The organism is Mesorhizobium sp. M0140, from assembly GCF_040322475.1.
In the GTDB taxonomy this organism is placed as follows: Bacteria; Pseudomonadota; Alphaproteobacteria; order Rhizobiales; family Rhizobiaceae; genus Mesorhizobium.
Genome location: NZ_JAMYTM010000026.1, coordinates 16143 through 37241 on the forward strand (window position 1 = coordinate 16143; position 21099 = coordinate 37241).

Here is a 21099-nt window from a genome sequence, read left to right on the forward strand (position 1 = left end):
ATCGGCGAACAGCCAAGCCGCCCCTGTTCAATCGAAAAAAGCCTCGACCACGTTGCGCTTGCCGAGCATGAAGGCGTCGGCCACATGCTGGAGGGGCGCGAGGTCGACATCGGAGGTGCCGGCGCGCACGATTTCGGCAAAGCGCTTGTAGAGCATCGGGTACTCGGCCTCCGGCTCGTCATGAACCACCTTGCCGTCGATGGCGAGCTTCGAGCCGCCGCCCGACAGCACCATGGCGCCCTTGTCGGTCTCGGCCAGGATGTCCCAGCTTTGCGGGCCGGTCTGCAGCCAGTCGAGATCCATCGTCACCGGCAATCCATTCGAGGTGCGGAAGGCGACGCGCGCGGCAACCGGGGAGGCGCGGTTTTCGGGAAAATCCAACACCGCCGAGGTGATGAACATCGCCGGCAGGATATGGGTGGCAATCGAGAGCGCGTTGATGCCGGGATCGAAGACGCCAAAACCGCCGGGAGCCCAGATCCATTCCTGGTTCGGGTGCCAGCGGCGCACATCTTCCTTCCAGTTGATGGCGGCCGACTTGATCTTGGTCGTGTCGAGAAATGCGCGCGCGGCCTCGACCGCCGGCGCATAGCGCGAGTGCCAGCTGGCGAACAGCGAGACGCCGTTCTGCGCGGCCAATGTCTTGAGGTCCTCGACCTCGCTGACAGTGGCGCCAGGCGGCTTCTCCAGGAAGACATGCTTCTTCGCCATCAGCGCGGTGCGCGCCGCGTCGTAGCGGAACTGCGGCGGCATGCAGAGCGACACGGCCTCGAGTTCGGGAACGGCATCGAGCATGGCTTCGATATCAGTGAAATTGGGGATGTCTTCTACCTTGCCATGCCGGCTTGCGGCCGCGATGAGGCGATAGTCCTGGTCTTTCGCCAGAGCCGGCAGATGCTGGTCGTGGACGATCTTGCCGACGCCGACGATGCCTATCTTGATGGGCTGGGACACGGCCGCTCCGTCTGTTTGATGATGGTGATGGTTTCTTATCAGAACACTTGCCCCGGGCAAGCCGAAGCCGAGCAGGCAAGCTCAGCCTTCCTCGAGCGGCAGTGCACATTTTTGGCTGGGAAGGCCTCGGTCGCCGATTCGTCTCGGTAGCCGATTCGAAAGCTGGACCGGGAGGTCGGGGTCAGATCGGCACGTCGAAGGTGACGATCGACACTTCGCCTTCGAGCGCGCCCTGGAAGGCGGAGATATGCGGCTCTTCGTCGGGGATGCCGTCCATGTCGCCGATCTGGTCGAGCTCGGCCTCGGCGTACCCTTCGGCGGCAAGCGATTCGAGTGCCCGGCGCACCGCCGAATCGTCGTCGGGCGCAACCAGCATGACGTGGACGCCTTCCGGTTTGCCGCCTTTTTTCTTCCACACCCGGCCGGTGATGATGGTGACCGGGCGTTCTTCGTTGTCGTTCACGGGCCGATTCCTCTTGGCAGCGGGTGGGCGGGCGAGGGGGTTTTGACTGCTCATGCGGCCTTTTCGCATGAAGCAAGGCCGCGCAACAGCGCAAACCCATTCACTTTGCCTGAAGGTTTGTCACTTTCTTCCTCGCTCTTGCAAAAATGCGAAAGAAAATTACATGCGGTTTTCGCATGGCTGCCAAGCCTTGGTCGGCGTGCAATATTTGGTGCTCCGGGCTTGACGGTCCGCGGTCTTACGAGTAGAAGCCGCCCAGTCAGAACCGATGTGAGGCTCTCCCTTCCGAAGCGACACGCTTTGGAGTTTGCCTCAAACAGGGTTCGTTTTACGAGCGAAAAGACATTTCCGGCGTGCACGAAGCGGCTTCCGCTTCCTCTGCCTTTTGTTCGGGCAAGACCGCGAGGCGCGGTTTATGGCCCGAATTTGCGTATGGAAATGACGCTTTGAGCGGCCCTGACCGGGCGAGACACGGAATTGAGAGACAAGAGGGTTTAATGCCTACCGTCAACCAGCTGATCCGCAAGCCGCGCATTGCGCCGGTGAAGCGCAACAAGGTCCCGGCCATGCAGCAGAACCCGCAGAAGCGGGGCGTTTGCACGCGCGTCTATACAACGACGCCGAAGAAGCCGAACTCGGCGCTGCGCAAGGTGGCCAAGATCCGCCTGACCAATGGTTTTGAAGTGATCGGGTACATCCCCGGCGAAGGCCACAACCTTCAGGAGCACTCCGTGGTCATGATCCGCGGCGGCCGCGTCAAGGATCTTCCGGGCGTTCGCTACCACATCATCCGCGGCGTGCTCGACACGCAGGGTGTGAAGAACCGCAAGCAGCGCCGTTCGAAGTACGGCGCCAAGCGTCCGAAGTAAGGGGCGTCCGAAGTAAGATTTTCCGGCCTTGGCGCTGCTTGAGTGCGTCGGGCTATGAGATTGAGAGACAAAAGCCATGTCGCGTCGTCACAGTGCAGAAAAGCGTGAGATCAATCCGGACCCGAAGTTCGGCGATCTGATCGTCACCAAGTTCATGAACGCCGTTATGTATGACGGCAAGAAGTCGGTCGCCGAGACCATCGTCTACGGCGCGCTCGACCAGGTTCAGTCGAAGACCAAGCAGGAGCCGGTCACCGTCTTCCATCAGGCGCTCGACAATGTCGCGCCGCATGTTGAAGTGCGTTCGCGTCGTGTCGGCGGCGCCACCTACCAGGTTCCGGTCGACGTGCGCCCCGAGCGCCGCCAGGCATTGGCCATTCGCTGGCTGATCGCAGCGGCCCGCAACCGCAACGAGACCACGATGGTCGACCGCCTCTCCGGCGAGCTGATGGATGCGGCCAACAACCGCGGCACGGCAGTCAAGAAGCGTGAAGACACCCACAAGATGGCTGAAGCCAACCGCGCTTTCGCGCACTACCGCTGGTAAAGCGCGAACGAGACTGAGAGGCAGCTACGATGGCCCGCGAATACAAGATCGAAGACTACCGCAATTTCGGTATCATGGCGCATATTGACGCCGGCAAGACGACGACCACCGAGCGCGTCCTCTACTACACGGGCAAGTCGCACAAGATCGGCGAAGTCCACGACGGCGCTGCCACCATGGATTGGATGGAGCAGGAGCAGGAGCGCGGCATCACCATCACGTCCGCCGCGACCACGACCTTCTGGAAGGCTCGTGACGGCAAGATGCACCGCTTCAACATCATCGACACCCCCGGCCACGTCGACTTCACCATCGAAGTCGAGCGTTCGCTGCGCGTTCTCGACGGCGCCATCGCGCTGCTCGATGCCAATGCCGGCGTTGAGCCGCAGACCGAGACCGTCTGGCGCCAGGCCGACAAGTACCGCGTTCCGCGCATGATCTTCTGCAACAAGATGGACAAGATCGGCGCCGACTTCTATCGCTCGGTCGAGATGATCGGCTCGCGCCTCGGTGCGCATGCCGTTGTCATGCAGCTGCCGATCGGCGCCGAGACCGAGTTCAAGGGTGTCGTCGACCTCGTCGAGATGAACGCGCTGGTCTGGCGCGACGAGACGCTGGGCGCTGCCTGGGATGTCGTCGAGATCCCGGACGACCTCAAGGCTCGTGCCGAAGAATACCGCGAGAAGATGATCGAGGCCGCCGTCGAAATGGACGAGACGGCGCTTGAGAATTACCTCGAAGGCAAGATGCCGTCGAATGACGAGATCCGTGCGCTGATCCGCAAGGGCACCATCGCGGTGAAGTTCTACCCGATGTTCTGTGGCTCGGCCTTCAAGAACAAGGGCGTGCAGCCGCTGCTCGACGCCGTCGTCGAATATCTGCCGTCGCCCGCCGATGTTCCCGCCATCAAGGGCGTCGATGCCAAGACCGACGCCGAGATCGAGCGTCATGCCGACGACAACGAGCCGCTGTCGATGCTCGCCTTCAAGATCATGAACGACCCGTTCGTCGGTTCGTTGACCTTTGCCCGCATCTATTCGGGCAAGCTCACCAAGGGCATCTCGGTCGACAACACCGTGAAGGGCAAGAAAGAGCGCATCGGCCGCATGCTGCAGATGCATGCGAATTCGCGCGCCGACGTCGAAGAGGCTTTTGCAGGCGACATCGTTGCTCTTGCCGGTCTCAAGGACACGACCACCGGTGACACGCTGAGCGATCCGCTGCATCCGGTCATTCTCGAGCGCATGGAATTCCCCGATCCGGTCATCCAGATCGCCATCGAGCCGAAGACCAAGAACGACCAGGAAAAGATGGGCCTCGCCCTTCACCGCCTGGCCGCCGAGGATCCGTCCTTCCGCGTCAAGACCGACGAGGAAAGCGGCCAGACCATCATTTCCGGCATGGGCGAACTTCACCTGGACATCATCGTCGACCGCATGCGTCGCGAGTTCAAGGTCGAGGCCAATGTCGGCGCACCGCAGGTGGCTTATCGCGAGACCATCACCCGCAGGCACGAGCAGGATTACACGCACAAGAAGCAGACCGGCGGTACCGGTCAGTTCGCTCGCGTCAAGATCGTCTTCGAGCCGAACCCGGACAGCAGCGAGTTCGAGTTCGAGACCAAGATCGTCGGCGGCGCCGTGCCGAAGGAATACATCCCGGGTGTCGAAAAGGGCATCAACAGCGTCATGACCTCGGGTCCGTTCGCGGGCTTCCCGATGATCGGCGTCAAGGCGACCCTGATCGACGGCGCTTACCACGATGTCGACTCCAGCGTTCTGGCCTTCGAAATCGCCGGCCGCGCCTGCTTCCGTGAAGCCGCACCCAAGCTTGGCGTGCAGCTGTTGGAGCCGATCATGAAGGTCGAAGTGGTGACGCCGGAAGATTACGTCGGCAGCGTCATCGGCGATCTGAACGGTCGTCGTGGCCAGATCCAGGGCCAGGAAGCGCGCGGCGTGGCCGTCGTCATCAACGCGATGGTGCCGCTCGCCAACATGTTCAAGTATGTCGACAACCTGCGCTCGATGAGCCAGGGCCGTGCGGCCTACACCATGCAGTTCGATCACTATGAGCCGGTTCCGACCGCAGTGGCTCAGGAAGTCCAGAAGAAATACGCCTAAGGGTTTCTTAGCCACCGGGTCGCGCTCCTTGCGCGGTGCCGGATCTGAAGAGCGAATAACAATATCCCCTTAGCGGGTAGAATAGACGGAGAACGATTATGGCCAAAGGTAAATTCGAGCGTAACAAGCCTCACGTGAACATCGGCACGATTGGCCACGTCGACCATGGCAAGACGTCGCTGACGGCGGCGATCACCAAGTATTTTGGCGAATACAAGCGCTACGACCAGATCGACGCTGCCCCTGAAGAAAAGGCGCGCGGCATCACGATCTCGACGGCACACGTCGAATACGAGACGGCTGCCCGCCACTACGCTCACGTCGACTGCCCCGGCCACGCCGACTATGTGAAGAACATGATCACCGGTGCCGCGCAGATGGACGGCGCGATCCTGGTCGTGTCGGCCGCCGACGGCCCGATGCCGCAGACCCGCGAGCACATCCTGCTGGCCCGTCAGGTCGGCGTGCCGTCGATCGTGGTGTTCCTGAACAAGGTCGACCAGGTCGACGACGCCGAGCTGCTCGAACTGGTCGAGCTCGAGGTTCGCGAGCTTTTGACCAAGAACGAGTTCCCCGGCGACGACATTCCGATCGTCAAGGGTTCGGCTCTGGCTGCCCTGGAAGATTCCGACAAGAAGATCGGTGAGGACGCGATCCGCGAGCTGATGGCTGCGGTCGATGCCTACATCCCGACGCCGGTTCGTCCGCTCGACAAGCCGTTCCTGATGCCGATCGAAGACGTGTTCTCGATCTCGGGCCGCGGCACGGTCGTGACCGGCCGCGTCGAGCGCGGCGTGGTCAAGGTCGGCGAGGAGCTGGAGATCATCGGCATCCGTCCGACGACCAAGACGACCTGCACGGGCGTCGAGATGTTCCGCAAGCTGCTCGATCAGGGCCAGGCCGGCGACAACATCGGCGCGCTGCTGCGCGGCGTTGATCGTGAAGGTGTCGAGCGCGGCCAGGTTCTGGCCAAGCCCGGTACGGTGAAGCCGCACAAGAAGTTCGTGGCCGAAGCCTACATCCTGACCAAGGACGAAGGTGGCCGTCACACGCCGTTCTTCACCAACTACCGTCCGCAGTTCTACTTCCGCACGACCGACGTGACCGGCATCGTGTCGCTGCCGGAAGGCACCGAGATGGTGATGCCGGGCGACAACATCACGGTCGATGTCGAGCTGATCGTGCCGATCGCCATGGAAGAGAAGCTGCGCTTCGCCATCCGTGAAGGCGGCCGCACCGTCGGTGCCGGCATCGTCGTCACCATCAAAGAGTAATTTGGACTTAAACCGATCTGTCGCGGGCGCGGGAGTTGCCCGCGCCGCGCCAGAACAAGGAAGTGACGCATGAACGGACAGAATATCCGCATCCGCCTTAAGGCGTTTGACCACCGCGTGCTCGACGCCTCGACGAAAGAAATCGTGTCGACGGCCAAGCGTACCGGTGCAAACGTCCGCGGCCCCATTCCGCTGCCGACGCGGATCGAAAAGTTCACGGTCAACCGGTCGCCTCACGTCGACAAGAAGAGCCGCGAGCAGTTCGAGATGCGCACGCACAAGCGTCTGCTCGACATCGTCGATCCGACCCCGCAGACGGTCGATGCTTTGATGAAGCTCGATCTGGCCGCCGGCGTCGACGTCGAGATCAAGCTCTAAGGGAATGAGAGCGCGGTAAGGGGCGGTGCCCCTGGCCCGGAACTCTAAAGGAATTGAACCGATGCGTTCAGGTGTGATTGCAAAAAAGGTGGGAATGACCCGCATCTATAACGATGCCGGGGAACATGTTCCCGTCACCGTTCTCCTGATGGAGAACTGCCAGGTCGTGGCCCAGCGCACGCAAGAGAAGAATGGCTACACCGCCGTTCAGCTCGGCGTTGGCCTTGCCAAGGTGAAGAACACGTCGAAGGCGATGCGCGGCCATTTCGCGACCGCTTCCGTCGAGCCGAAGGCGAAGGTCGCCGAGTTCCGCGTCTCCGCCGACAACATGATCGATGTCGGCGCGGAGATCACCGTCGAGCACTTCGTCGCCGGCCAGAAGGTCGATGTGACGGGCACGACGATCGGCAAGGGTTTTCAGGGCGTCATCAAGCGCCACCACATGGGCGGTGGCCGTGCGACGCACGGTAACTCGGTTTCGCACCGTACGCACGGTTCGACCGGCCAGCGCCAGGACCCGGGCAAGGTGTTCAAGGGCAAGCATATGGCTGGCCACATGGGCGACACCCGCGTCACCACGCAGAATGTCGAGATCGTATCGACCGACGCCGACCGCGGCCTGATCCTGATCCGCGGTGCGGTTCCCGGATCGAAGGGCGCCTGGATCCTGGTCCGCGATGCGGCCAAGGTGGCACTGCCGGCCAATGCGCCGAAGCCTGCCGCGATCCGCGCCGTTGCTGCCGAAAGTGGCGCCAAGAACGAGGCTCCGGCCACAGAGGGAGCGGAATAATGGATCTCAAGATCACAACGCTGGGCGGCAAGGACGCCGGCAAGGTGGAACTCTCCGACGAGATTTTCGGCCTTGATCCGCGCGAAGACATCCTGCAGCGCGTCGTGCGCTGGCAGCTTGCCAAGAAGCAGCAGGGCACGCACAAGACCAAGGGTCGCGCCGAGATCGCGCGCACCGGCGCCAAGATGTACAAGCAGAAGGGTACGGGCCGCGCCCGTCACCATTCGGCACGCGCTCCGCAGTTCCGCGGCGGCGGCAAGGCCCACGGCCCGGTCGTTCGCAGCCACGAGCACGAACTGCCGAAGAAGGTTCGTGCTCTCGGCCTCAAGCATGCTCTCTCGGCCAAGGCCAAGAGCGCGTCGATCATCATCATCGACGAGCTGAAGCTGACCGAGGCCAAGACGAAGGCGCTGATCGCGAATTTCGCGACGCTGGGCCTGACCAACGCTTTGCTGATCGGCGGCGCCGAGCTTGACAAGAACTTCAAGCTGGCGGCGACGAACATCCCCAACATCGACGTGCTGCCCATCCAGGGCATCAACGTCTACGACATTCTGCGCCGCGGCACGCTGGTCCTTTCGAAGGCCGCCGTCGAGGCTCTCGAGGAGCGTTTTAAATGACCGACCTTCGTCATTACGACGTGATCGTCTCGCCGGCGATCACCGAAAAGTCGACCATGGCCTCCGAGCAGAACAAGGTCGTCTTCAACGTCGCCAAGAAGGCGTCGAAGCCGGAAATCAAGGCCGCCGTCGAAGCGCTGTTCGGCGTCAAGGTGATGGCCGTGAACACGCTTGTCCGCAAGGGCAAGATCAAGCGCTTCCGTGGCACGGTTGGCCGCCAGAGCGACGTCAAGAAGGCGGTTGTGACGCTGGCCGATGGTCAGTCGATCGACGTCGCGACGGGTCTCTGAGCAAGGCCGCGAGGACAGAACAATGGCACTGAAAAAATTCAACCCGGTAACGCCCAGCACACGTCAGCTGGTCATCGTCGACCGCTCGGGCCTCTACAAGGGCAAGCCCGTCAAGGGTCTGACCGAAGGCCTGACCAAGTCGGGCGGCCGCAACAATCATGGTCGCATCACCGCCCGCTTCATCGGCGGTGGTCACAAGCGTTCGTACCGCATCATCGACTTCAAGCGCCGCAAGTTCGACGTCGTCGGCACGGTCGAGCGCATTGAGTACGATCCGAACCGCACCGCCTTCATCGCGCTGATCAAGTATGACGATGGCGAGCTGTCCTACATCATCGCTCCGCAGCGTCTGGCTCCCGGCGACAAGATCGTGTCCGGTGAATCGGTCGACGTGAAGCCGGGCAATGCGATGCCGCTGGCTTCGATGCCGGTCGGCACCATCGTCCACAACATCGAGCTGAAGCCGGGTAAGGGCGCTCAGGTCGCCCGTTCGGCAGGTGGTTATGGCCAGCTGGTCGGTCGTGACCAGGGCATGGCGATCCTGCGCCTCAACTCGGGCGAGCAGCGTGTCGTTCACGGCTCCTGCATGGCCACTGTCGGCGCCGTGTCCAATCCGGACCACGGCAATATCAATGACGGCAAGGCCGGTCGCACGGTTTGGCGTGGCAAGCGCCCGCACAATCGCGGCGTGACCATGAACCCGGTCGACCATCCGCACGGCGGCGGCGAAGGCCGCACCTCGGGTGGCCGCCATCCGGTTTCGCCCTGGGGCAAGCCGACCAAGGGCAAGAAGACGCGGTCCAACAAGGCGACCGACAAGTTCATCCTGCGCTCGCGCCATCAGCGCAAGAGCTAAGAAGAGGTAACGCCAAGTGACTCGTTCGATTTGGAAAGGCCCCTTCATTGACGGCTACCTTCTCAAGAAGGTGGACAAGGTTCGTGAAGGTGGTCGCAATGAGGTGATCAAGATGTGGAGCCGTCGCTCCACCATCCTGCCGCAGTTCGTCGGCTTCACCTTCGGTGTCTACAACGGCCAGAAGCATGTTCCCGTCTCGGTGAACGAGGACATGGTCGGTCACAAGTTCGGTGAATTCGCTCCGACCCGGACCTATTACGGTCACGGCGCGGATAAGAAGGCGAAGAGGAAATAATCATGGGCAAGGCCAAAGCTCCGCGCAGGCTTGCTGATAACGAAGCGCGCGCCGTATTGCGCACGATCCGTATCAGCCCGCAGAAGCTCAACCTCGTTGCCGCGCTGATCCGCGGCAAGAAGGTCGCGACAGCGCTTTCCGATCTCGAATTCTCGGCCAAGCGGATTTCCGGCACGGTCAAGAAGACGCTGGAATCGGCAATCGCCAACGCGGAAAACAACCACGACCTGGATGTCGATGCACTGATCGTGGCGGAAGCCTATGTCGGCAAGTCGATCGTCATGAAGCGGTTCCATGCCCGTGGTCGCGGTCGCGCCAGCCGTATCGAGAAGCCGTTCTCGCACCTCACGATCGTCGTTCGTGAAGTCGAAGAAAAAGGGGAGGCCGCATAATGGGCCAGAAAGTCAATCCGATCGGTCTTCGCCTCGGCATCAACCGCACCTGGGATTCGCGCTGGTTCGCGAACACCGGCGAGTACGGCAAGCTGCTGCATGAGGACATCAAGATCCGCAAGTATCTCGAGAAGGAGCTCAAGCAGGCTGCCATCTCGAAGGTCGTGATCGAGCGTCCGCACAAGAAGTGCCGCGTCACCATCCACGCCGCGCGCCCGGGTCTGATCATCGGCAAGAAGGGCGCCGACATCGAGAAGCTTCGCAAGAAGCTGATGGAGATGACGAAGTCCGAGACGCACCTCAACATCGTTGAAGTGCGCAAGCCGGAAATCGACGCGACCCTGGTCGCCCAGTCGATCGCCCAGCAGCTCGAGCGTCGTATCGCGTTCCGCCGCGCCATGAAGCGCGCCGTTCAGTCGGCGATGCGCCTCGGTGCCGAAGGCATCCGCATCAACTGCGCCGGCCGCCTCGGCGGCGCCGAGATCGCGCGCATGGAATGGTATCGCGAAGGCCGCGTGCCGCTGCATACGCTGCGTGCGGACGTCGACTACGGTACGGCCGAAGCGCACACGGCTTATGGCATCTGCGGCGTCAAGGTCTGGGTGTTCAAGGGCGAAATCCTTGAGCATGACCCGATGGCTTCTGAGCGTCGGGCCAGCGAAAGCGATGCAGCGCATGGCGGTGGTGGTGATCGCGAACGCGGTCGTCGTCGCGAAAACGCCTGAGACATTTAGGAATTTGGAGTTAGAACGATGCTGCAGCCAAAGCGCACAAAGTTCCGCAAGCAGTTCAAGGGCCGTATCCATGGTACCGCAAAGGGCGGCACCAACCTGGATTTCGGTGGTTTCGGGCTGAAGGCGCTTGAGCCGAACCGCGTCACCGCACGTGAGATCGAGGCGGCCCGCCGCGCGATCACGCGTGAAATGAAGCGCGCTGGTCGCGTCTGGATCCGTATTTTCCCGGACGTGCCGGTCACTTCGAAGCCGACCGAAGTCCGCATGGGTAAGGGCAAGGGTGCGGTCGACTACTGGGCGGCGCGCGTCAAGCCGGGCCGTATCATGTTCGAGATCGACGGCGTCAATGAAGAAACCGCCCGTGAGGCACTGCGTCTCGGCGCGGCCAAGCTCTCGGTCAAGACGCGCTTCGTGCAGCGCATCGCAGAATAAGGACGGGCTGATCATGAAAGCCGAAGACATCCGGACCAAGACCCAGGACCAGCTGACCGACGACCTGGCCAGCCTGAAGAAGGAGCAGTTCAACCTGCGCTTCCAGAAGGCCACCGGCCAGCTCGAGAAGACCGCGCGCGTGAGACAGGTCCGTAAGGATATTGCGCGTATCAAGACCATCGCTGCGGAAAAGTCCGCGGCTAAGAAGGCTTAAGGACGAAAACCATGCCAAAGCGCATTCTGCAGGGCACCGTCGTCAGCGACAAGAACGAGAAGACGGTTGTCGTCAAGGTCGAACGGCGCTTCACGCATCCCGTGATGAAGAAGACCGTGCGCATGACCAAGAAGTACAAGGCGCACGACGAGAACAACGCCCACAAGGTAGGCGATCAGGTGTTCATCCAGGAATCGAAGCCGATTTCCAAGGACAAGCGCTGGATCGTCGTGTCTTCGGACCAAGCCTGACCTCGGGCGTAAACAACGAATTTTGGACAGACCGGGGAGGGGCTTTGAGCCCATCCCGTTAGAAGAGAAGAAGGCGGCCAGTCATGATTCAGATGCAAACAAACCTCGACGTCGCGGATAATTCCGGCGCCCGTCGTGTCATGTGCATCAAGGTGCTGGGCGGCTCGAAGCGGAAATACGCTTCCGTGGGCGACATCATCGTGGTGTCGATCAAGGAAGCCATTCCGCGCGGCCGCGTAAAGAAGGGCGATGTGATGAAGGCGGTCGTGGTTCGCACGGCCAAGGACATCCGCCGCCCGGACGGCAGCGTGATCCGTTTCGACAAGAACGCGGCCGTTCTCGTCGACAACAAGAAAGAGCCGATCGGCACGCGTATCTTCGGACCGGTTCCGCGCGAACTCCGCGCCAAGAACCACATGAAGATCATCTCGCTCGCGCCTGAAGTGCTGTAAGGAGCCGGACCAATGCAAAAGATTAGAAAAGGCGACAAGGTCGTCGTGCTGGCCGGCAAGGACAAGGGCCGTTCGGGCGAAGTCCTCTCGGTGCAGCCGAAGGAAGACACCGCGCTGGTGCGGGGCGTCAACATGATCCGCCGTCACCAGAAGCAGTCCCAGTCCCAAGAGGGCGGGATCATCACCAAGGAAGCGCCGATCCAGCTGTCGAACATCGCGCTGGCCGACCCCAAGGATGGCAAGCCGACCCGCGTCGGCTTCATCTTCCAGAAGGACGGCAAGAAGGTGCGCGTCGCCAAGCGCTCGGGAGAAGTCATCAATGGCTAAGGCTCAAACCACGAAGCCCAAGGCTGAAAGCAAACAGTCCAAGGCTCAGAACACGCCGCGCCTCAAGCAGGTCTACAACGAGACCATCCGCAAGGCGCTGCGGGAACAGTTCGGCTACGACAACGAGATGCAGGTTCCGCGCATCGACAAGATCGTGCTGAACATGGGCGTTGGCGAAGCGACCGCCGATTCGAAGAAGCCTTCGATCGCGGCCGAAGACCTGGCGATGATCGCCGGCCAGAAGGCCGTCGTCACCCGCGCCCGCAATTCGATCGCCGGCTTCAAGGTCCGCGAGAAGATGCCGATCGGTGCCAAGGTCACGTTGCGCAAGGAACGCATGTACGAGTTCCTCGACCGCCTCGTGAACATCGCACTGCCGCGCGTCCGCGACTTTCGCGGACTGAATCCGAAGAGCTTCGATGGCCGTGGCAACTACGCCATGGGCATCAAGGAACACATCGTGTTCCCGGAGATCAACTACGACAAGGTTGATCAGATCTGGGGCATGGACGTCATCGTTTGTACGACTGCGAAGACGGACGACGAAGCCAGGGCGTTGCTCAAGGCCTTCAACTTCCCCTTCCGCCAGTAACGGCAGCGAGAAAAGGAAAAATCTGAAATGGCAAAGACCAGCTCAGTCGAGAAGAACAACAGGCGCCGCAAGCTTGCCGACCAGTACGGTCCCAAGCGGGCTGCGCTCAAGGCGATCATCATGGATCAGTCCAAGCCAATGGAAGAGCGCTTCCGCGCTCAGCTGAAGCTTGCCGCCATGCCGCGCAACTCGGCCAAGATCCGCATCCGCAACCGCTGCGAAGTCACCGGCCGTCCGCGCGCCTACTATCGCAAGCTCAAAGTATCGCGCATCGCGCTTCGTGATCTCGGCAATAACGGCCAGATCCCGGGCCTGGTCAAGTCGAGCTGGTAAGGAGGACATAACATGTCATTGAGCGATCCTCTCGGCGATATGCTGACCCGCATCCGCAACGCGTATGGCCGCAAGAAGTCGAGCGTTTCGACGCCGGCTTCGCGTCTGCGCACCCGCGTCCTCGACGTGCTGAAGGCTGAAGGCTATATCCGCGATTACAGCCAGACCGACTTCGACAACGGCAAGTCCGAAATCGAGATCGAGCTGAAGTATTTCGACGGCGCGCCGGTCGTGCGCGAAATCGCCCGCGTCTCGAAGCCAGGCCGCCGCGTCTATGTTTCGGCCAAGTCGATCCCGCAGGTCGCCAACGGCCTCGGCATCGCCATCCTTTCGACACCGAAGGGCGTGATGGCCGACCATGAAGCACGTGAACAGAACGTCGGCGGTGAGATCCTCTGCCAGATCTTCTGATCTGGCAGTTGACCGCAAAGTGGAATCCGGTCTTCGGATCGTTCCCGAAGACAGAGACCTGAAACAAGAGAAGTGACGAGGACAACAAAATGTCTCGTATTGGAAAGAAACCCGTTTCGCTGCCGCAGGGCGTGACCGCGACCGTCAACGGCCAGACCGTGACGGCGAAGGGCCCCAAGGGTGAGCTGAAGTTCGTGGTAAACGACGAAGTGCTGGTCAAGATGGAAGGCAGCGAGATCGCTGTCCAGCCGCGCGACCAGACCAAGACCGCCCGCTCCAAGTGGGGCATGTCGCGCACGCAGATCGTCAACATCCTGCAGGGCGTCAAGGACGGTTTCGAGAAGAAGCTCGAGATCACCGGCGTCGGCTATCGCGCGGCACTTCAGGGCAAGAACCTGCAGCTGGCGCTTGGCTTCAGCCATGACGTCGTCTATGAGACGCCGCAGGGCATCACCATCACGGTGCCGAAGCCGACTGAAATCACCGTGGCCGGCATCGACAAGCAGCAGGTCGGCCAGGTTGCGGCCGAGATCCGCGAGTATCGTGGTCCGGAGCCCTACAAGGGCAAGGGCGTCCGCTATGCTGGCGAGAAGATCGTCCGCAAGGAAGGCAAGAAGAAGTAGTGGGCCTGGCCTCGAGAGGTTGAAGACTTTTCGGAAAAGGCCAAGCCAGGAAGTGTAACGCCGCGGGGAGCGGTCGCGGGAGGCGCTTTCGCCTACCGCATATGGCGGCCCCCGTTTTTTGAAGGCAAGGAAGACCATCATGGGTACCAAGGAATCCACGCAGCGCCGCGCGCAGCGCGTCCGCCGTCAGATCAAGAAGGTCGCCGGCGAGCGCCCGCGTCTGTCGGTCCACCGCACGTCGAAGAACATCTACGTGCAGGTCATCGACGACGCCAAGGGCCACACCATCGCTGCCGCTTCGACGCTCGAGAAGGACCTCAAGGGTTCGCTCAAGACCGGCGCCGACACCGCCGCCGCGACCGCGATCGGCAAGCTGATCGCCGAGCGCGCCACCAAGGCCGGCGTCAAGGAAGTCGTCTTCGACCGCGGCGCCTACATCTATCACGGCCGCGTCAAGGCGCTCGCCGAGGCTGCCCGCGAAGGTGGCTTGAGCTTCTAAGCATAGTCCCGAAAAGTTGCAGACTTTTCGGATAGGGATTATGCGAAGGAATTGATTTCGCCCCCGGTGACCGTTTCCCGATTTATTCGGGGCGAGGCACCGGATCTTATCAGCAACCGTGCTTCCGGAAAAAAACAAGGAACAGGATATGGCACAGGAACGTAGGGATGGCGGCCGCGGCCGCGATCGTGAAGAACGCGATGACGGCATGGTGGACAAGCTCGTCCACATCAACCGCGTCGCCAAGGTCGTCAAGGGCGGCCGTCGCTTCGGTTTTGCAGCACTCGTCGTCGTCGGCGACCAGAAGGGCCGCGTCGGCTTTGGTCACGGCAAGGCGCGCGAAGTGCCGGAAGCTATCCGCAAGGCAACTGAATCGGCCAAGCGCGACATGATCTTCGTGCCGCTGCGCTCGGGCCGTACGCTGCACCATGACGTCGAAGGACGCTGGGGCGCCGGACGCGTGCTGCTGCGCGCTGCCAAGCAAGGTACCGGCATCATCGCCGGTGGCCCGATGCGCGCTGTCTTCGAGACGCTCGGCATGCATGACGTGGTCGCCAAGTCGATGGGTTCGTCGAACCCCTACAACATGGTTCGCGCCACATTCGACGCGCTGAAGAGCCAGATGCATCCCAAGGATGTGGCTGCTGCTCGCGGCATCAAGTATTCGACCCTTCAGGCCCGCCGCGGCACCGCCGTTGCGGCTGAAGAATAGTCGATCTGACCAGGGATTTTGACCATGGCCAAGAAAGCAACCAAGACCATCACCGTTGAGCAGATCGGTTCGCCGATCCGCCGCCCGAAGGAACAGCGCGCAACGCTGGTCGGCCTCGGCCTCAACAAGATGCACAAGCAGCGCACGCTGGAAGATACGCCCTCCGTGCGCGGCATGATCGCTGCCGTCCAGCATCTCGTCCGCGTCGTGGACGAGGGCTGAGCCAGAGCGCAGGAGAACTCAGATGAAACTCAACGATCTGCGTGACAAGGACGGCGCGACGCACTCCAAGAAGCGTCTCGGCCGTGGTATCGGCTCCGGCTCGGGCAAGACCGGCGGTCGCGGCGTCAAGGGCCAGAAGGCGCGCTCCGGCGTCGCCATCAACGGCTTCGAGGGTGGCCAGATGCCGCTCTATCGGCGCCTGCCGAAGCGTGGCTTCAACAACATCTTCGCCAAGAGCTTCACCGTCGTGTCGCTGGCCCGCATCCAGGTGGCCATCGATGCCAAGAAGCTCGACGCCAAGGCGACCGTGACGGCTGAATCGCTGGTTGCCGCCGGCGTCATCCGCCGCGTCAAGGACGGCGTGCGCATCCTCTCGGACGGCGAGATCAAGGCGAAGCTCGCCTTTGACGTCGCCGGCGCCTCCAAGGCCGCGATCGAAAAGATCGAAAAGGCCGGCGGTTCGGTCAAGCTGCCGCAGGAAAAGGCAGCTGCCGAGTAACGGCAATTTGAAGCGCGGTCGGCAGGAGTGGGATCCGTTTTTGCTCACGATTGCGCTTTGATCTGCTCAGCGAGGCGGCCGCGTCAACGCGGCCGCTTGCATGTTTAGAGCCCGGAGCTTATCTCGTGAGCTTCGGTGAAACGCGCCGCCTGACCTCAGGGCCATCAAGCGTTACCAAGCGGAGAATCAGGCATGGCTTCGGCTGCTGAACAATTAGCCTCGAATCTGAATTTCTCGGCCTTCGCCAAGGCGGAGGATTTGAAGAAGCGCATCTGGTTCACGATCGGCGCGCTGCTTGTCTATCGCCTCGGCACCTACATCCCGCTTCCCGGTATCAATCCCGACGCCTTCGCCCAGGCCTTCTCTTCGCAGAGCAAGGGCGTGCTCGGCATGTTCAACATGTTCGCCGGCGGCGCCGTGCAGCGCATGGCGATCTTTGCGCTCGGCATCATGCCTTACATCTCCGCGTCCATCATCATGCAGCTGATGACCTCGGTCATCCCGTCACTGGAAGCGCTGAAGAAGGAAGGCGAACAGGGCCGCAAGGTCATCAACCAATACACGCGCTACGGCACCGTGCTGCTTGCGCTGGTTCAGGCCTATGGCATTTCTGTCGGTCTGGAAGGCGGCAACGGCATCGTCAGCGATCCCGGCATGTTCTTCCGCATCTCGACCGTCGTCACGCTGGTCGGCGGCACCATGTTCCTGATGTGGCTGGGCGAGCAGATAACCGCGCGCGGCATCGGCAACGGCATTTCGCTGATCATCTTCTCCGGTATCGTCGCCGGCCTGCCGCACGCCATCTCCGGCACGCTGGAGCTTGGCCGCACCGGCGCGCTGTCGACCGGCCTGATCCTGGCGATCATCGTGCTGGCCGTCGTCGTCATCGCGCTCATCGTGTTCTTTGAGCGCGCCCAGCGCCGCTTGCTGATCCAGTATCCGAAGCGCCAGGTCGGCAACCGCATGTTCCAGGGCGATACCTCGCATCTGCCTCTGAAGCTCAACACGTCGGGTGTCATTCCGCCGATCTTCGCCTCGTCGCTGCTGTTGCTGCCGGCCACCGTCGCGGGCTTCTCGCAGACGACCAACATGCCGGCCTGGGCAAGCACCATTCTGGCCGCACTCGGACATGGCCAGCCGCTCTACATGGCATTCTATGCGGCGATGATCGCGTTCTTCGCTTTCTTCTACACTGCGATTGTCTTCAACCCGAAGGACACCGCCGACCAGCTCAAGAAGCATTCAGGCTTCATCCCGGGTTATCGTCCGGGCGAGCGCACCGCCGATTACATCGATTACGTTCTCACCCGCATCACCGTCGTTGGCGCCATCTATCTGGTGCTGGTGTGCCTGCTGCCGGAGTTCCTGATCTCGGCGACTGGCGTACCATTCTACCTTGGTGGCACATCGCTTCTGATCGTGGTCAGTGTCACGCTCGATACGGTTGCGCAGATTCAGGGCCACCTGATCGCGCACCAGTATGAAGGCCTGATCAAGAAGTCGAAGCTGCGCGGGGGGAAGAAAGCCAGATGAGGTTGATATTGCTTGGGCCGCCAGGAGCGGGCAAGGGGACGCAAGCACAAAGACTGGTAGAAAAACACGGCATACCCCAGCTCTCGACGGGCGACATGCTGCGTGCTGCCGTCCAGGCAGGCACCGAAGTCGGCAAGCGCGCCAAGGCGGTGATGGATGCCGGTGAACTGGTGTCCGACGCGATCGTCAACGCGATCGTCGCCGAGCGTATCGATCAGCCCGACTGCGCCAAGGGATTCATCCTCGACGGCTATCCGCGGACCCTGGTGCAGGCGGATGCGGTCGAGCAGATGCTGTTGGATCGCTCCCAGGCCCTCGACGCCGTCATTGAGCTCGTGGTCGACGACAAGGCCCTGGTTGGCCGGATCGTCAAGCGCGCCGACGAGGCGCAGGCGGCCGGCCTTCCCGTTCGCAAGGACGACAATCCGACCGTGTTCGAAGAGCGCCTGAGGGAATATTACAAGAAGACGTCGCCGCTGATTGGGTACTATTATGCCAAGGGCAAGCTCCGCAGTGTCGACGGCATGGCCGATATCGACGCCGTGACGGAACAGATCGAAGCGGTGCTCAAGGACGCAGTGCGGGGAAATTAACGATTGCACTTGACGGAGGCGGTTCGCTGCGGTATGGCGGCCCGTCTTCCTATCAGGCATGAGCTTTGCTTGTCCGCAAGGGCAAGGCAGCCGTATTGAACTGGAAACTCCCGCATGGGCCGGCCTCCACCGGACGCGGGGCAACTTAAGACAGCGCCGAGCCTGCCTTGTTTTTGAGGATTGGCTGGCCCACATGGAGAAGGAAAGAACATGGCTCGTATAGCCGGCGTCAACATTCCGACCAACAAGCGCGTTGTCATTGCGCTTCAGTACATTCACGGCATTGGCAAGCGGTTCGCCCAGGAGATCGTCGACAAGGTCGGCATTCCGGCCGAGCGTCGCGTCAACCAGCTGACCGACGCGGAAGTGCTGCAGATCCGCGAAACCATCGACCGCGATTACCAGGTCGAGGGCGACCTGCGCCGCGAAGTCTCTATGAACATCAAGCGGCTCATGGACCTCGGCTGCTACCGCGGCCTGCGTCACCGCCGCTCGCTGCCGGTCCGCGGCCAGCGCACGCATACCAATGCGCGCACCCGCAAGGGCCCGGCCAAGTCGATCGCCGGCAAGAAGAAGTAATTTGTTAGGGGAATAAGGGAGTAGGGGAGTAAGGCAGTAGGGAATGCCCATCAATCGGGCCGCACTTTTCCCTACTCCCTTACTGCCCTATTCCCCTACTCCCTTACGAAGGTGGAGCCGCTGGCATTACGGCGGTGTAGAGATCAACTGAAAGGACTATCATGGCCAAGGAAGCCGCTCGTGTTCGCCGTCGCGAACGCAAGAACATCTCGTCGGGCGTTGCCCACGTCAATTCGACCTTCAACAACACGATGATCACCATCACCGACGCGCAGGGCAATTCGATTGCCTGGTCGTCGGCCGGTGCCCAGGGCTTCAAGGGTTCGCGCAAGTCGACCCCGTTCGCTGCCCAGATGGCTGCCGAGGATGTTGCCAAGAAGGCCCAGGAACACGGCATGCGCATGCTCGAAGTCGAGGTCTGCGGGCCCGGCTCCGGTCGTGAATCGGCACTGCGCGCCCTGCAGGCCGCCGGCTTCACCATCACGTCGATCCGTGATGTGACGCCGATCCCGCACAATGGCTGCCGCCCGCGCAAGAAGCGTCGCGTCTAAGCATTTACCGAACGCCGCGCGAGCGCCCTTGGGCGCTCCTCCGCGGCATTCCAGGTCGCCCGCCACGATTGGATGGTGGCGGGTCAACGGAAGGAAAGCATCATGATCCAGAAAAATTGGCAGGAACTGATCAAGCCGAACAAGATCGAGTTCTCGTCGAAGAAGAAGACGCTGACCACGCTGGTCGCCGAGCCTCTCGAGCGTGGCTTTGGCCTGACGCTGGGCAACGCGCTGCGCCGCGTGCTTCTGTCTTCGCTGCGCGGTGCGGCTGTTACCGCCGTGCAGATCGACGGCGTTCTGCATGAATTCTCGTCCATCGCCGGTGTGCGCGAGGACGTGACCGACATCGTCCTCAACATCAAGGAAATCGCCATCCGCATGGAAGGCGATGGTCCCAAGCGCATGGTCGTTCGCAAGCAGGGACCGGGTGCGGTTCTCGCCGGCGACATCCAGACGGTTGGCGACGTCGAGATCCTCAACCCCGACCACGTCATCTGCACGCTGGACGAAGGCGCTGAAATCCGCATGGAATTCACCGTCGACACCGGCAAGGGTTACGTGCCGGCCGACCGCAACCGCGCCGAAGACGCGCCGATCGGTCTCATCCCGGTCGACAGCCTTTATTCGCCGGTCAAGAAGGTCTCCTACAAGGTCGAGAACACCCGCGAGGGTCAGGTTCTCGACTATGACAAGCTGACCATGACGATCGACACCGACGGTTCGATCACCGGCGAGGACGCGGTGGCTTTCGCCGCCCGCATCCTGCAGGACCAGCTCGGCTTGTTCGTCAACTTCGACGAGCCGCAGAAGGAAGTCGCCGCCGAGGCCGTCACCGAGCTCGCCTTCAACCCGGCGCTGCTCAAGAAGGTCGACGAGCTCGAGCTTTCGGTGCGTTCGGCCAACTGCCTGAAGAACGACAACATCGTCTATATCGGCGACCTGATCCAGAAGACCGAAGCCGAGATGCTCCGCACCCCGAACTTCGGCCGCAAGTCGCTGAACGAGATCAAGGAAGTCCTGGCGGCGATGGGCCTGCACCTCGGCATGGAAGTGCCGGACTGGCCGCCGGAAAATATCGAAGACCTCGCCAAGCGTTACGAAGACCAATATTGAGCATGAATTCCAAGGATGGGCGGCGTGGGCCGCTCGATCCGACGGTCATGCGGAAAACCATCAGAGGCCACGGCCTCTTGAACAACTGAAGAAGGAAAAGAGCCATGCGCCACGGTTTCAAAGGCCGTCGCTTCGCCCGAAGCATTAGCCATCGCAAGTCGATGTTCGCCAACCTCGCCGTGTCGCTGCTCGAGCACGAGCAGATCGTCACGACCTTGCCGAAGGCGAAGGACCTGCGTCCGATCGTCGAGAAGCTGGTGACGCTCGGCAAGCGCGGCGACCTGCACGCCCGCCGCCAGGTCATTGCGCAGATCGGCAATGAAGGCGTCGTCAAGCGTCTGTTCGATACCATCGCGCCGCGCTACGCCAACCGCAATGGCGGCTATCTGCGCATCATGAAGGCGGGCTTCCGTCACGGTGACAACGCCGCCATGGCTGTCATCGAGTTCGTCGATCGCGACGTCTCGGCCAAGGGCGCAGGCGACCGCGCTCGCATCGAAGCCGAAAGCGCTGACGCGGACGCCGCAGCCGCATAAGGCTCGGTTTTCCCAAATGACTTCAAAGGGGCCTGCGGGCCCCTT

At 61.8% G+C, this 21099-nt stretch carries 33 protein-coding genes; 31 read left to right on the forward strand and 2 right to left on the reverse strand.

The window, feature by feature from the left end:
- Positions 1 to 27 precede the first annotated feature (27 nt).
- Positions 28 to 954 (reverse strand): Gfo/Idh/MocA family protein, encoded by a 927-nt coding sequence (locus NKJ37_RS23480; protein WP_023814291.1) that lies wholly within the window; start codon positions 952 to 954, stop codon positions 28 to 30.
- A gap of 181 nt (positions 955 to 1135) precedes the next feature.
- Positions 1136 to 1417: a transcriptional regulator gene (locus NKJ37_RS23485; protein ID WP_013531420.1), complete on the reverse strand. Its 282-nt coding sequence runs from the start codon at positions 1415 to 1417 to the stop codon at positions 1136 to 1138.
- A gap of 497 nt (positions 1418 to 1914) precedes the next feature.
- Here NKJ37_RS23485 and rpsL point away from each other — a divergent pair, with 497 nt between their 5' ends.
- From rpsL to rplQ, 31 genes are all read left to right on the forward strand, one after another.
- Entirely contained in the window at positions 1915 to 2286 is a 372-nt protein-coding gene (gene rpsL / locus NKJ37_RS23490; RefSeq protein ID WP_006333356.1) for a 30S ribosomal protein S12, read from the forward strand.
- Positions 2287 to 2362: 76 nt separating this feature from the next.
- Positions 2363 to 2833, forward strand: coding sequence for a 30S ribosomal protein S7 (gene rpsG / locus NKJ37_RS23495; RefSeq protein ID WP_008875664.1), 471 nt, complete (start codon positions 2363 to 2365; stop codon positions 2831 to 2833).
- 29 nt (positions 2834 to 2862) lie between these two features.
- On the forward strand, positions 2863 to 4953 hold the full coding sequence (gene fusA, locus NKJ37_RS23500; RefSeq protein ID WP_023762913.1) for an elongation factor G: 2091 nt from the start codon (positions 2863 to 2865) through the stop codon (positions 4951 to 4953).
- 98 nt (positions 4954 to 5051) lie between these two features.
- Entirely contained in the window at positions 5052 to 6227 is a 1176-nt protein-coding gene (gene tuf / locus NKJ37_RS23505; protein ID WP_095090666.1) for an elongation factor Tu, read from the forward strand.
- Positions 6228 to 6296: 69 nt separating this feature from the next.
- A complete protein-coding gene (gene rpsJ / locus NKJ37_RS23510; RefSeq protein WP_010909272.1) occupies positions 6297 to 6605 on the forward strand; it encodes a 30S ribosomal protein S10 in 309 nt (102 codons plus the stop codon).
- Positions 6606 to 6666: 61 nt separating this feature from the next.
- Positions 6667 to 7395, forward strand: coding sequence for a 50S ribosomal protein L3 (gene rplC, locus NKJ37_RS23515; protein WP_013531422.1), 729 nt, complete (start codon positions 6667 to 6669; stop codon positions 7393 to 7395).
- Positions 7395 to 8015, forward strand: coding sequence for a 50S ribosomal protein L4 (gene rplD / locus NKJ37_RS23520; protein ID WP_013531423.1), 621 nt, complete (start codon positions 7395 to 7397; stop codon positions 8013 to 8015). Before rplC ends, rplD begins: the two co-directional genes overlap by 1 nt.
- The gene (locus tag NKJ37_RS23525) at positions 8012 to 8305 is read left to right on the forward strand and encodes a 50S ribosomal protein L23 (protein ID WP_013531424.1); all 294 of its coding nucleotides are present in this window, start codon (positions 8012 to 8014) and stop codon (positions 8303 to 8305) included. The genes rplD and NKJ37_RS23525 overlap by 4 nt, the downstream gene beginning before the upstream one ends.
- 22 nt (positions 8306 to 8327) lie before the next feature.
- The gene (gene rplB, locus NKJ37_RS23530; RefSeq protein ID WP_024505067.1) at positions 8328 to 9161 is read left to right on the forward strand and encodes a 50S ribosomal protein L2; all 834 of its coding nucleotides are present in this window, start codon (positions 8328 to 8330) and stop codon (positions 9159 to 9161) included.
- A 16-nt stretch (positions 9162 to 9177) separates the two neighbouring features.
- The gene (rpsS, locus tag NKJ37_RS23535; RefSeq protein ID WP_006205463.1) at positions 9178 to 9456 is read left to right on the forward strand and encodes a 30S ribosomal protein S19; all 279 of its coding nucleotides are present in this window, start codon (positions 9178 to 9180) and stop codon (positions 9454 to 9456) included.
- 2 nt (positions 9457 to 9458) lie between these two features.
- Positions 9459 to 9848, forward strand: coding sequence for a 50S ribosomal protein L22 (gene rplV, locus NKJ37_RS23540; RefSeq protein ID WP_006205462.1), 390 nt, complete (start codon positions 9459 to 9461; stop codon positions 9846 to 9848).
- Entirely contained in the window at positions 9848 to 10573 is a 726-nt protein-coding gene (gene rpsC / locus NKJ37_RS23545) for a 30S ribosomal protein S3 (RefSeq protein WP_013531426.1), read from the forward strand. The genes rplV and rpsC overlap by 1 nt, the downstream gene beginning before the upstream one ends.
- Before the next feature lie 27 nt (positions 10574 to 10600).
- Entirely contained in the window at positions 10601 to 11014 is a 414-nt protein-coding gene (rplP, locus tag NKJ37_RS23550) for a 50S ribosomal protein L16 (protein ID WP_013531427.1), read from the forward strand.
- Between the two features lie 13 nt (positions 11015 to 11027).
- Positions 11028 to 11228: a 50S ribosomal protein L29 gene (gene rpmC / locus NKJ37_RS23555; RefSeq protein ID WP_006205459.1), complete on the forward strand. Its 201-nt coding sequence runs from the start codon at positions 11028 to 11030 to the stop codon at positions 11226 to 11228.
- 11 nt (positions 11229 to 11239) lie between these two features.
- On the forward strand, positions 11240 to 11479 hold the full coding sequence (gene rpsQ / locus NKJ37_RS23560; RefSeq protein WP_010909280.1) for a 30S ribosomal protein S17: 240 nt from the start codon (positions 11240 to 11242) through the stop codon (positions 11477 to 11479).
- Positions 11480 to 11562: 83 nt separating this feature from the next.
- Positions 11563 to 11931: a 50S ribosomal protein L14 gene (gene rplN, locus NKJ37_RS23565; protein WP_006205457.1), complete on the forward strand. Its 369-nt coding sequence runs from the start codon at positions 11563 to 11565 to the stop codon at positions 11929 to 11931.
- Positions 11932 to 11943: 12 nt separating this feature from the next.
- Positions 11944 to 12258 (forward strand): 50S ribosomal protein L24, encoded by a 315-nt coding sequence (gene rplX, locus NKJ37_RS23570; RefSeq protein WP_013531428.1) that lies wholly within the window; start codon positions 11944 to 11946, stop codon positions 12256 to 12258.
- Positions 12251 to 12850, forward strand: a complete 600-nt coding sequence (gene rplE / locus NKJ37_RS23575) for a 50S ribosomal protein L5 (protein ID WP_352775207.1) — start codon at positions 12251 to 12253, stop codon at positions 12848 to 12850. Before rplX ends, rplE begins: the two co-directional genes overlap by 8 nt.
- A 27-nt stretch (positions 12851 to 12877) precedes the next feature.
- Positions 12878 to 13183, forward strand: coding sequence for a 30S ribosomal protein S14 (gene rpsN, locus NKJ37_RS23580; RefSeq protein ID WP_013895695.1), 306 nt, complete (start codon positions 12878 to 12880; stop codon positions 13181 to 13183).
- A gap of 12 nt (positions 13184 to 13195) precedes the next feature.
- Complete coding sequence (gene rpsH / locus NKJ37_RS23585) at positions 13196 to 13594, forward strand: 30S ribosomal protein S8 (RefSeq protein ID WP_013531431.1); 399 nt, start codon at positions 13196 to 13198, stop codon at positions 13592 to 13594.
- 89 nt (positions 13595 to 13683) lie between these two features.
- A complete protein-coding gene (rplF, locus tag NKJ37_RS23590) occupies positions 13684 to 14217 on the forward strand; it encodes a 50S ribosomal protein L6 (protein ID WP_013531432.1) in 534 nt (177 codons plus the stop codon).
- 139 nt (positions 14218 to 14356) lie between these two features.
- Positions 14357 to 14716 (forward strand): 50S ribosomal protein L18, encoded by a 360-nt coding sequence (rplR, locus tag NKJ37_RS23595; RefSeq protein ID WP_023812084.1) that lies wholly within the window; start codon positions 14357 to 14359, stop codon positions 14714 to 14716.
- 148 nt (positions 14717 to 14864) lie between these two features.
- Positions 14865 to 15428, forward strand: coding sequence for a 30S ribosomal protein S5 (gene rpsE, locus NKJ37_RS23600; protein ID WP_006333394.1), 564 nt, complete (start codon positions 14865 to 14867; stop codon positions 15426 to 15428).
- A gap of 24 nt (positions 15429 to 15452) precedes the next feature.
- Entirely contained in the window at positions 15453 to 15650 is a 198-nt protein-coding gene (gene rpmD / locus NKJ37_RS23605) for a 50S ribosomal protein L30 (protein WP_006205449.1), read from the forward strand.
- A 22-nt stretch (positions 15651 to 15672) separates the two neighbouring features.
- On the forward strand, positions 15673 to 16149 hold the full coding sequence (gene rplO, locus NKJ37_RS23610; RefSeq protein WP_013531434.1) for a 50S ribosomal protein L15: 477 nt from the start codon (positions 15673 to 15675) through the stop codon (positions 16147 to 16149).
- A gap of 192 nt (positions 16150 to 16341) precedes the next feature.
- Positions 16342 to 17682, forward strand: a complete 1341-nt coding sequence (gene secY / locus NKJ37_RS23615; protein WP_023812083.1) for a preprotein translocase subunit SecY — start codon at positions 16342 to 16344, stop codon at positions 17680 to 17682.
- Positions 17679 to 18275, forward strand: a complete 597-nt coding sequence (locus NKJ37_RS23620; protein ID WP_023812082.1) for an adenylate kinase — start codon at positions 17679 to 17681, stop codon at positions 18273 to 18275. Before secY ends, NKJ37_RS23620 begins: the two co-directional genes overlap by 4 nt.
- Before the next feature lie 210 nt (positions 18276 to 18485).
- A complete protein-coding gene (gene rpsM, locus NKJ37_RS23625) occupies positions 18486 to 18854 on the forward strand; it encodes a 30S ribosomal protein S13 (protein ID WP_013531437.1) in 369 nt (122 codons plus the stop codon).
- Between the two features lie 161 nt (positions 18855 to 19015).
- Complete coding sequence (rpsK, locus tag NKJ37_RS23630) at positions 19016 to 19405, forward strand: 30S ribosomal protein S11 (protein WP_006205444.1); 390 nt, start codon at positions 19016 to 19018, stop codon at positions 19403 to 19405.
- Positions 19406 to 19507: 102 nt separating this feature from the next.
- Positions 19508 to 20518 carry a DNA-directed RNA polymerase subunit alpha gene (locus tag NKJ37_RS23635; RefSeq protein ID WP_023812081.1) on the forward strand — a complete coding sequence of 337 codons (1011 nt, stop codon included), beginning with the start codon at positions 19508 to 19510 and terminating at the stop codon, positions 20516 to 20518.
- Between the two features lie 104 nt (positions 20519 to 20622).
- Positions 20623 to 21054, forward strand: a complete 432-nt coding sequence (gene rplQ / locus NKJ37_RS23640) for a 50S ribosomal protein L17 (RefSeq protein ID WP_013531439.1) — start codon at positions 20623 to 20625, stop codon at positions 21052 to 21054.
- Positions 21055 to 21099 lie beyond the last annotated feature (45 nt).

Excerpts from the sequence above, each read along its gene's own strand:
- rpsL (WP_006333356.1), top strand. The coding sequence starts at position 1,915 with ATGCCTACCGTCAACCAGCTGATCCGCAAGCCGCGCATTGCGCCGGTG.
- rpsG (WP_008875664.1), top strand. The coding sequence starts at position 2,363 with ATGTCGCGTCGTCACAGTGCAGAAAAGCGTGAGATCAATCCGGACCCG.
- fusA (WP_023762913.1), top strand. The coding sequence starts at position 2,863 with ATGGCCCGCGAATACAAGATCGAAGACTACCGCAATTTCGGTATCATG.
- tuf (WP_095090666.1), top strand. The coding sequence starts at position 5,052 with ATGGCCAAAGGTAAATTCGAGCGTAACAAGCCTCACGTGAACATCGGC.
- rpsJ (WP_010909272.1), top strand. The coding sequence starts at position 6,297 with ATGAACGGACAGAATATCCGCATCCGCCTTAAGGCGTTTGACCACCGC.
- rplC (WP_013531422.1), top strand. The coding sequence starts at position 6,667 with ATGCGTTCAGGTGTGATTGCAAAAAAGGTGGGAATGACCCGCATCTAT.
- rplD (WP_013531423.1), top strand. The coding sequence starts at position 7,395 with ATGGATCTCAAGATCACAACGCTGGGCGGCAAGGACGCCGGCAAGGTG.
- NKJ37_RS23525 (WP_013531424.1), top strand. The coding sequence starts at position 8,012 with ATGACCGACCTTCGTCATTACGACGTGATCGTCTCGCCGGCGATCACC.
- rplB (WP_024505067.1), top strand. The coding sequence starts at position 8,328 with ATGGCACTGAAAAAATTCAACCCGGTAACGCCCAGCACACGTCAGCTG.
- rplV (WP_006205462.1), top strand. The coding sequence starts at position 9,459 with ATGGGCAAGGCCAAAGCTCCGCGCAGGCTTGCTGATAACGAAGCGCGC.
- rpsC (WP_013531426.1), top strand. The coding sequence starts at position 9,848 with ATGGGCCAGAAAGTCAATCCGATCGGTCTTCGCCTCGGCATCAACCGC.
- rplP (WP_013531427.1), top strand. The coding sequence starts at position 10,601 with ATGCTGCAGCCAAAGCGCACAAAGTTCCGCAAGCAGTTCAAGGGCCGT.
- rpmC (WP_006205459.1), top strand. The coding sequence starts at position 11,028 with ATGAAAGCCGAAGACATCCGGACCAAGACCCAGGACCAGCTGACCGAC.
- rpsQ (WP_010909280.1), top strand. The coding sequence starts at position 11,240 with ATGCCAAAGCGCATTCTGCAGGGCACCGTCGTCAGCGACAAGAACGAG.
- rplN (WP_006205457.1), top strand. The coding sequence starts at position 11,563 with ATGATTCAGATGCAAACAAACCTCGACGTCGCGGATAATTCCGGCGCC.
- rplX (WP_013531428.1), top strand. The coding sequence starts at position 11,944 with ATGCAAAAGATTAGAAAAGGCGACAAGGTCGTCGTGCTGGCCGGCAAG.
- rplE (WP_352775207.1), top strand. The coding sequence starts at position 12,251 with ATGGCTAAGGCTCAAACCACGAAGCCCAAGGCTGAAAGCAAACAGTCC.
- rpsN (WP_013895695.1), top strand. The coding sequence starts at position 12,878 with ATGGCAAAGACCAGCTCAGTCGAGAAGAACAACAGGCGCCGCAAGCTT.
- rpsH (WP_013531431.1), top strand. The coding sequence starts at position 13,196 with ATGTCATTGAGCGATCCTCTCGGCGATATGCTGACCCGCATCCGCAAC.
- rplF (WP_013531432.1), top strand. The coding sequence starts at position 13,684 with ATGTCTCGTATTGGAAAGAAACCCGTTTCGCTGCCGCAGGGCGTGACC.
- rplR (WP_023812084.1), top strand. The coding sequence starts at position 14,357 with ATGGGTACCAAGGAATCCACGCAGCGCCGCGCGCAGCGCGTCCGCCGT.
- rpsE (WP_006333394.1), top strand. The coding sequence starts at position 14,865 with ATGGCACAGGAACGTAGGGATGGCGGCCGCGGCCGCGATCGTGAAGAA.
- rpmD (WP_006205449.1), top strand. The coding sequence starts at position 15,453 with ATGGCCAAGAAAGCAACCAAGACCATCACCGTTGAGCAGATCGGTTCG.
- rplO (WP_013531434.1), top strand. The coding sequence starts at position 15,673 with ATGAAACTCAACGATCTGCGTGACAAGGACGGCGCGACGCACTCCAAG.
- secY (WP_023812083.1), top strand. The coding sequence starts at position 16,342 with ATGGCTTCGGCTGCTGAACAATTAGCCTCGAATCTGAATTTCTCGGCC.
- NKJ37_RS23620 (WP_023812082.1), top strand. The coding sequence starts at position 17,679 with ATGAGGTTGATATTGCTTGGGCCGCCAGGAGCGGGCAAGGGGACGCAA.
- rpsM (WP_013531437.1), top strand. The coding sequence starts at position 18,486 with ATGGCTCGTATAGCCGGCGTCAACATTCCGACCAACAAGCGCGTTGTC.
- rpsK (WP_006205444.1), top strand. The coding sequence starts at position 19,016 with ATGGCCAAGGAAGCCGCTCGTGTTCGCCGTCGCGAACGCAAGAACATC.
- NKJ37_RS23635 (WP_023812081.1), top strand. The coding sequence starts at position 19,508 with ATGATCCAGAAAAATTGGCAGGAACTGATCAAGCCGAACAAGATCGAG.
- rplQ (WP_013531439.1), top strand. The coding sequence starts at position 20,623 with ATGCGCCACGGTTTCAAAGGCCGTCGCTTCGCCCGAAGCATTAGCCAT.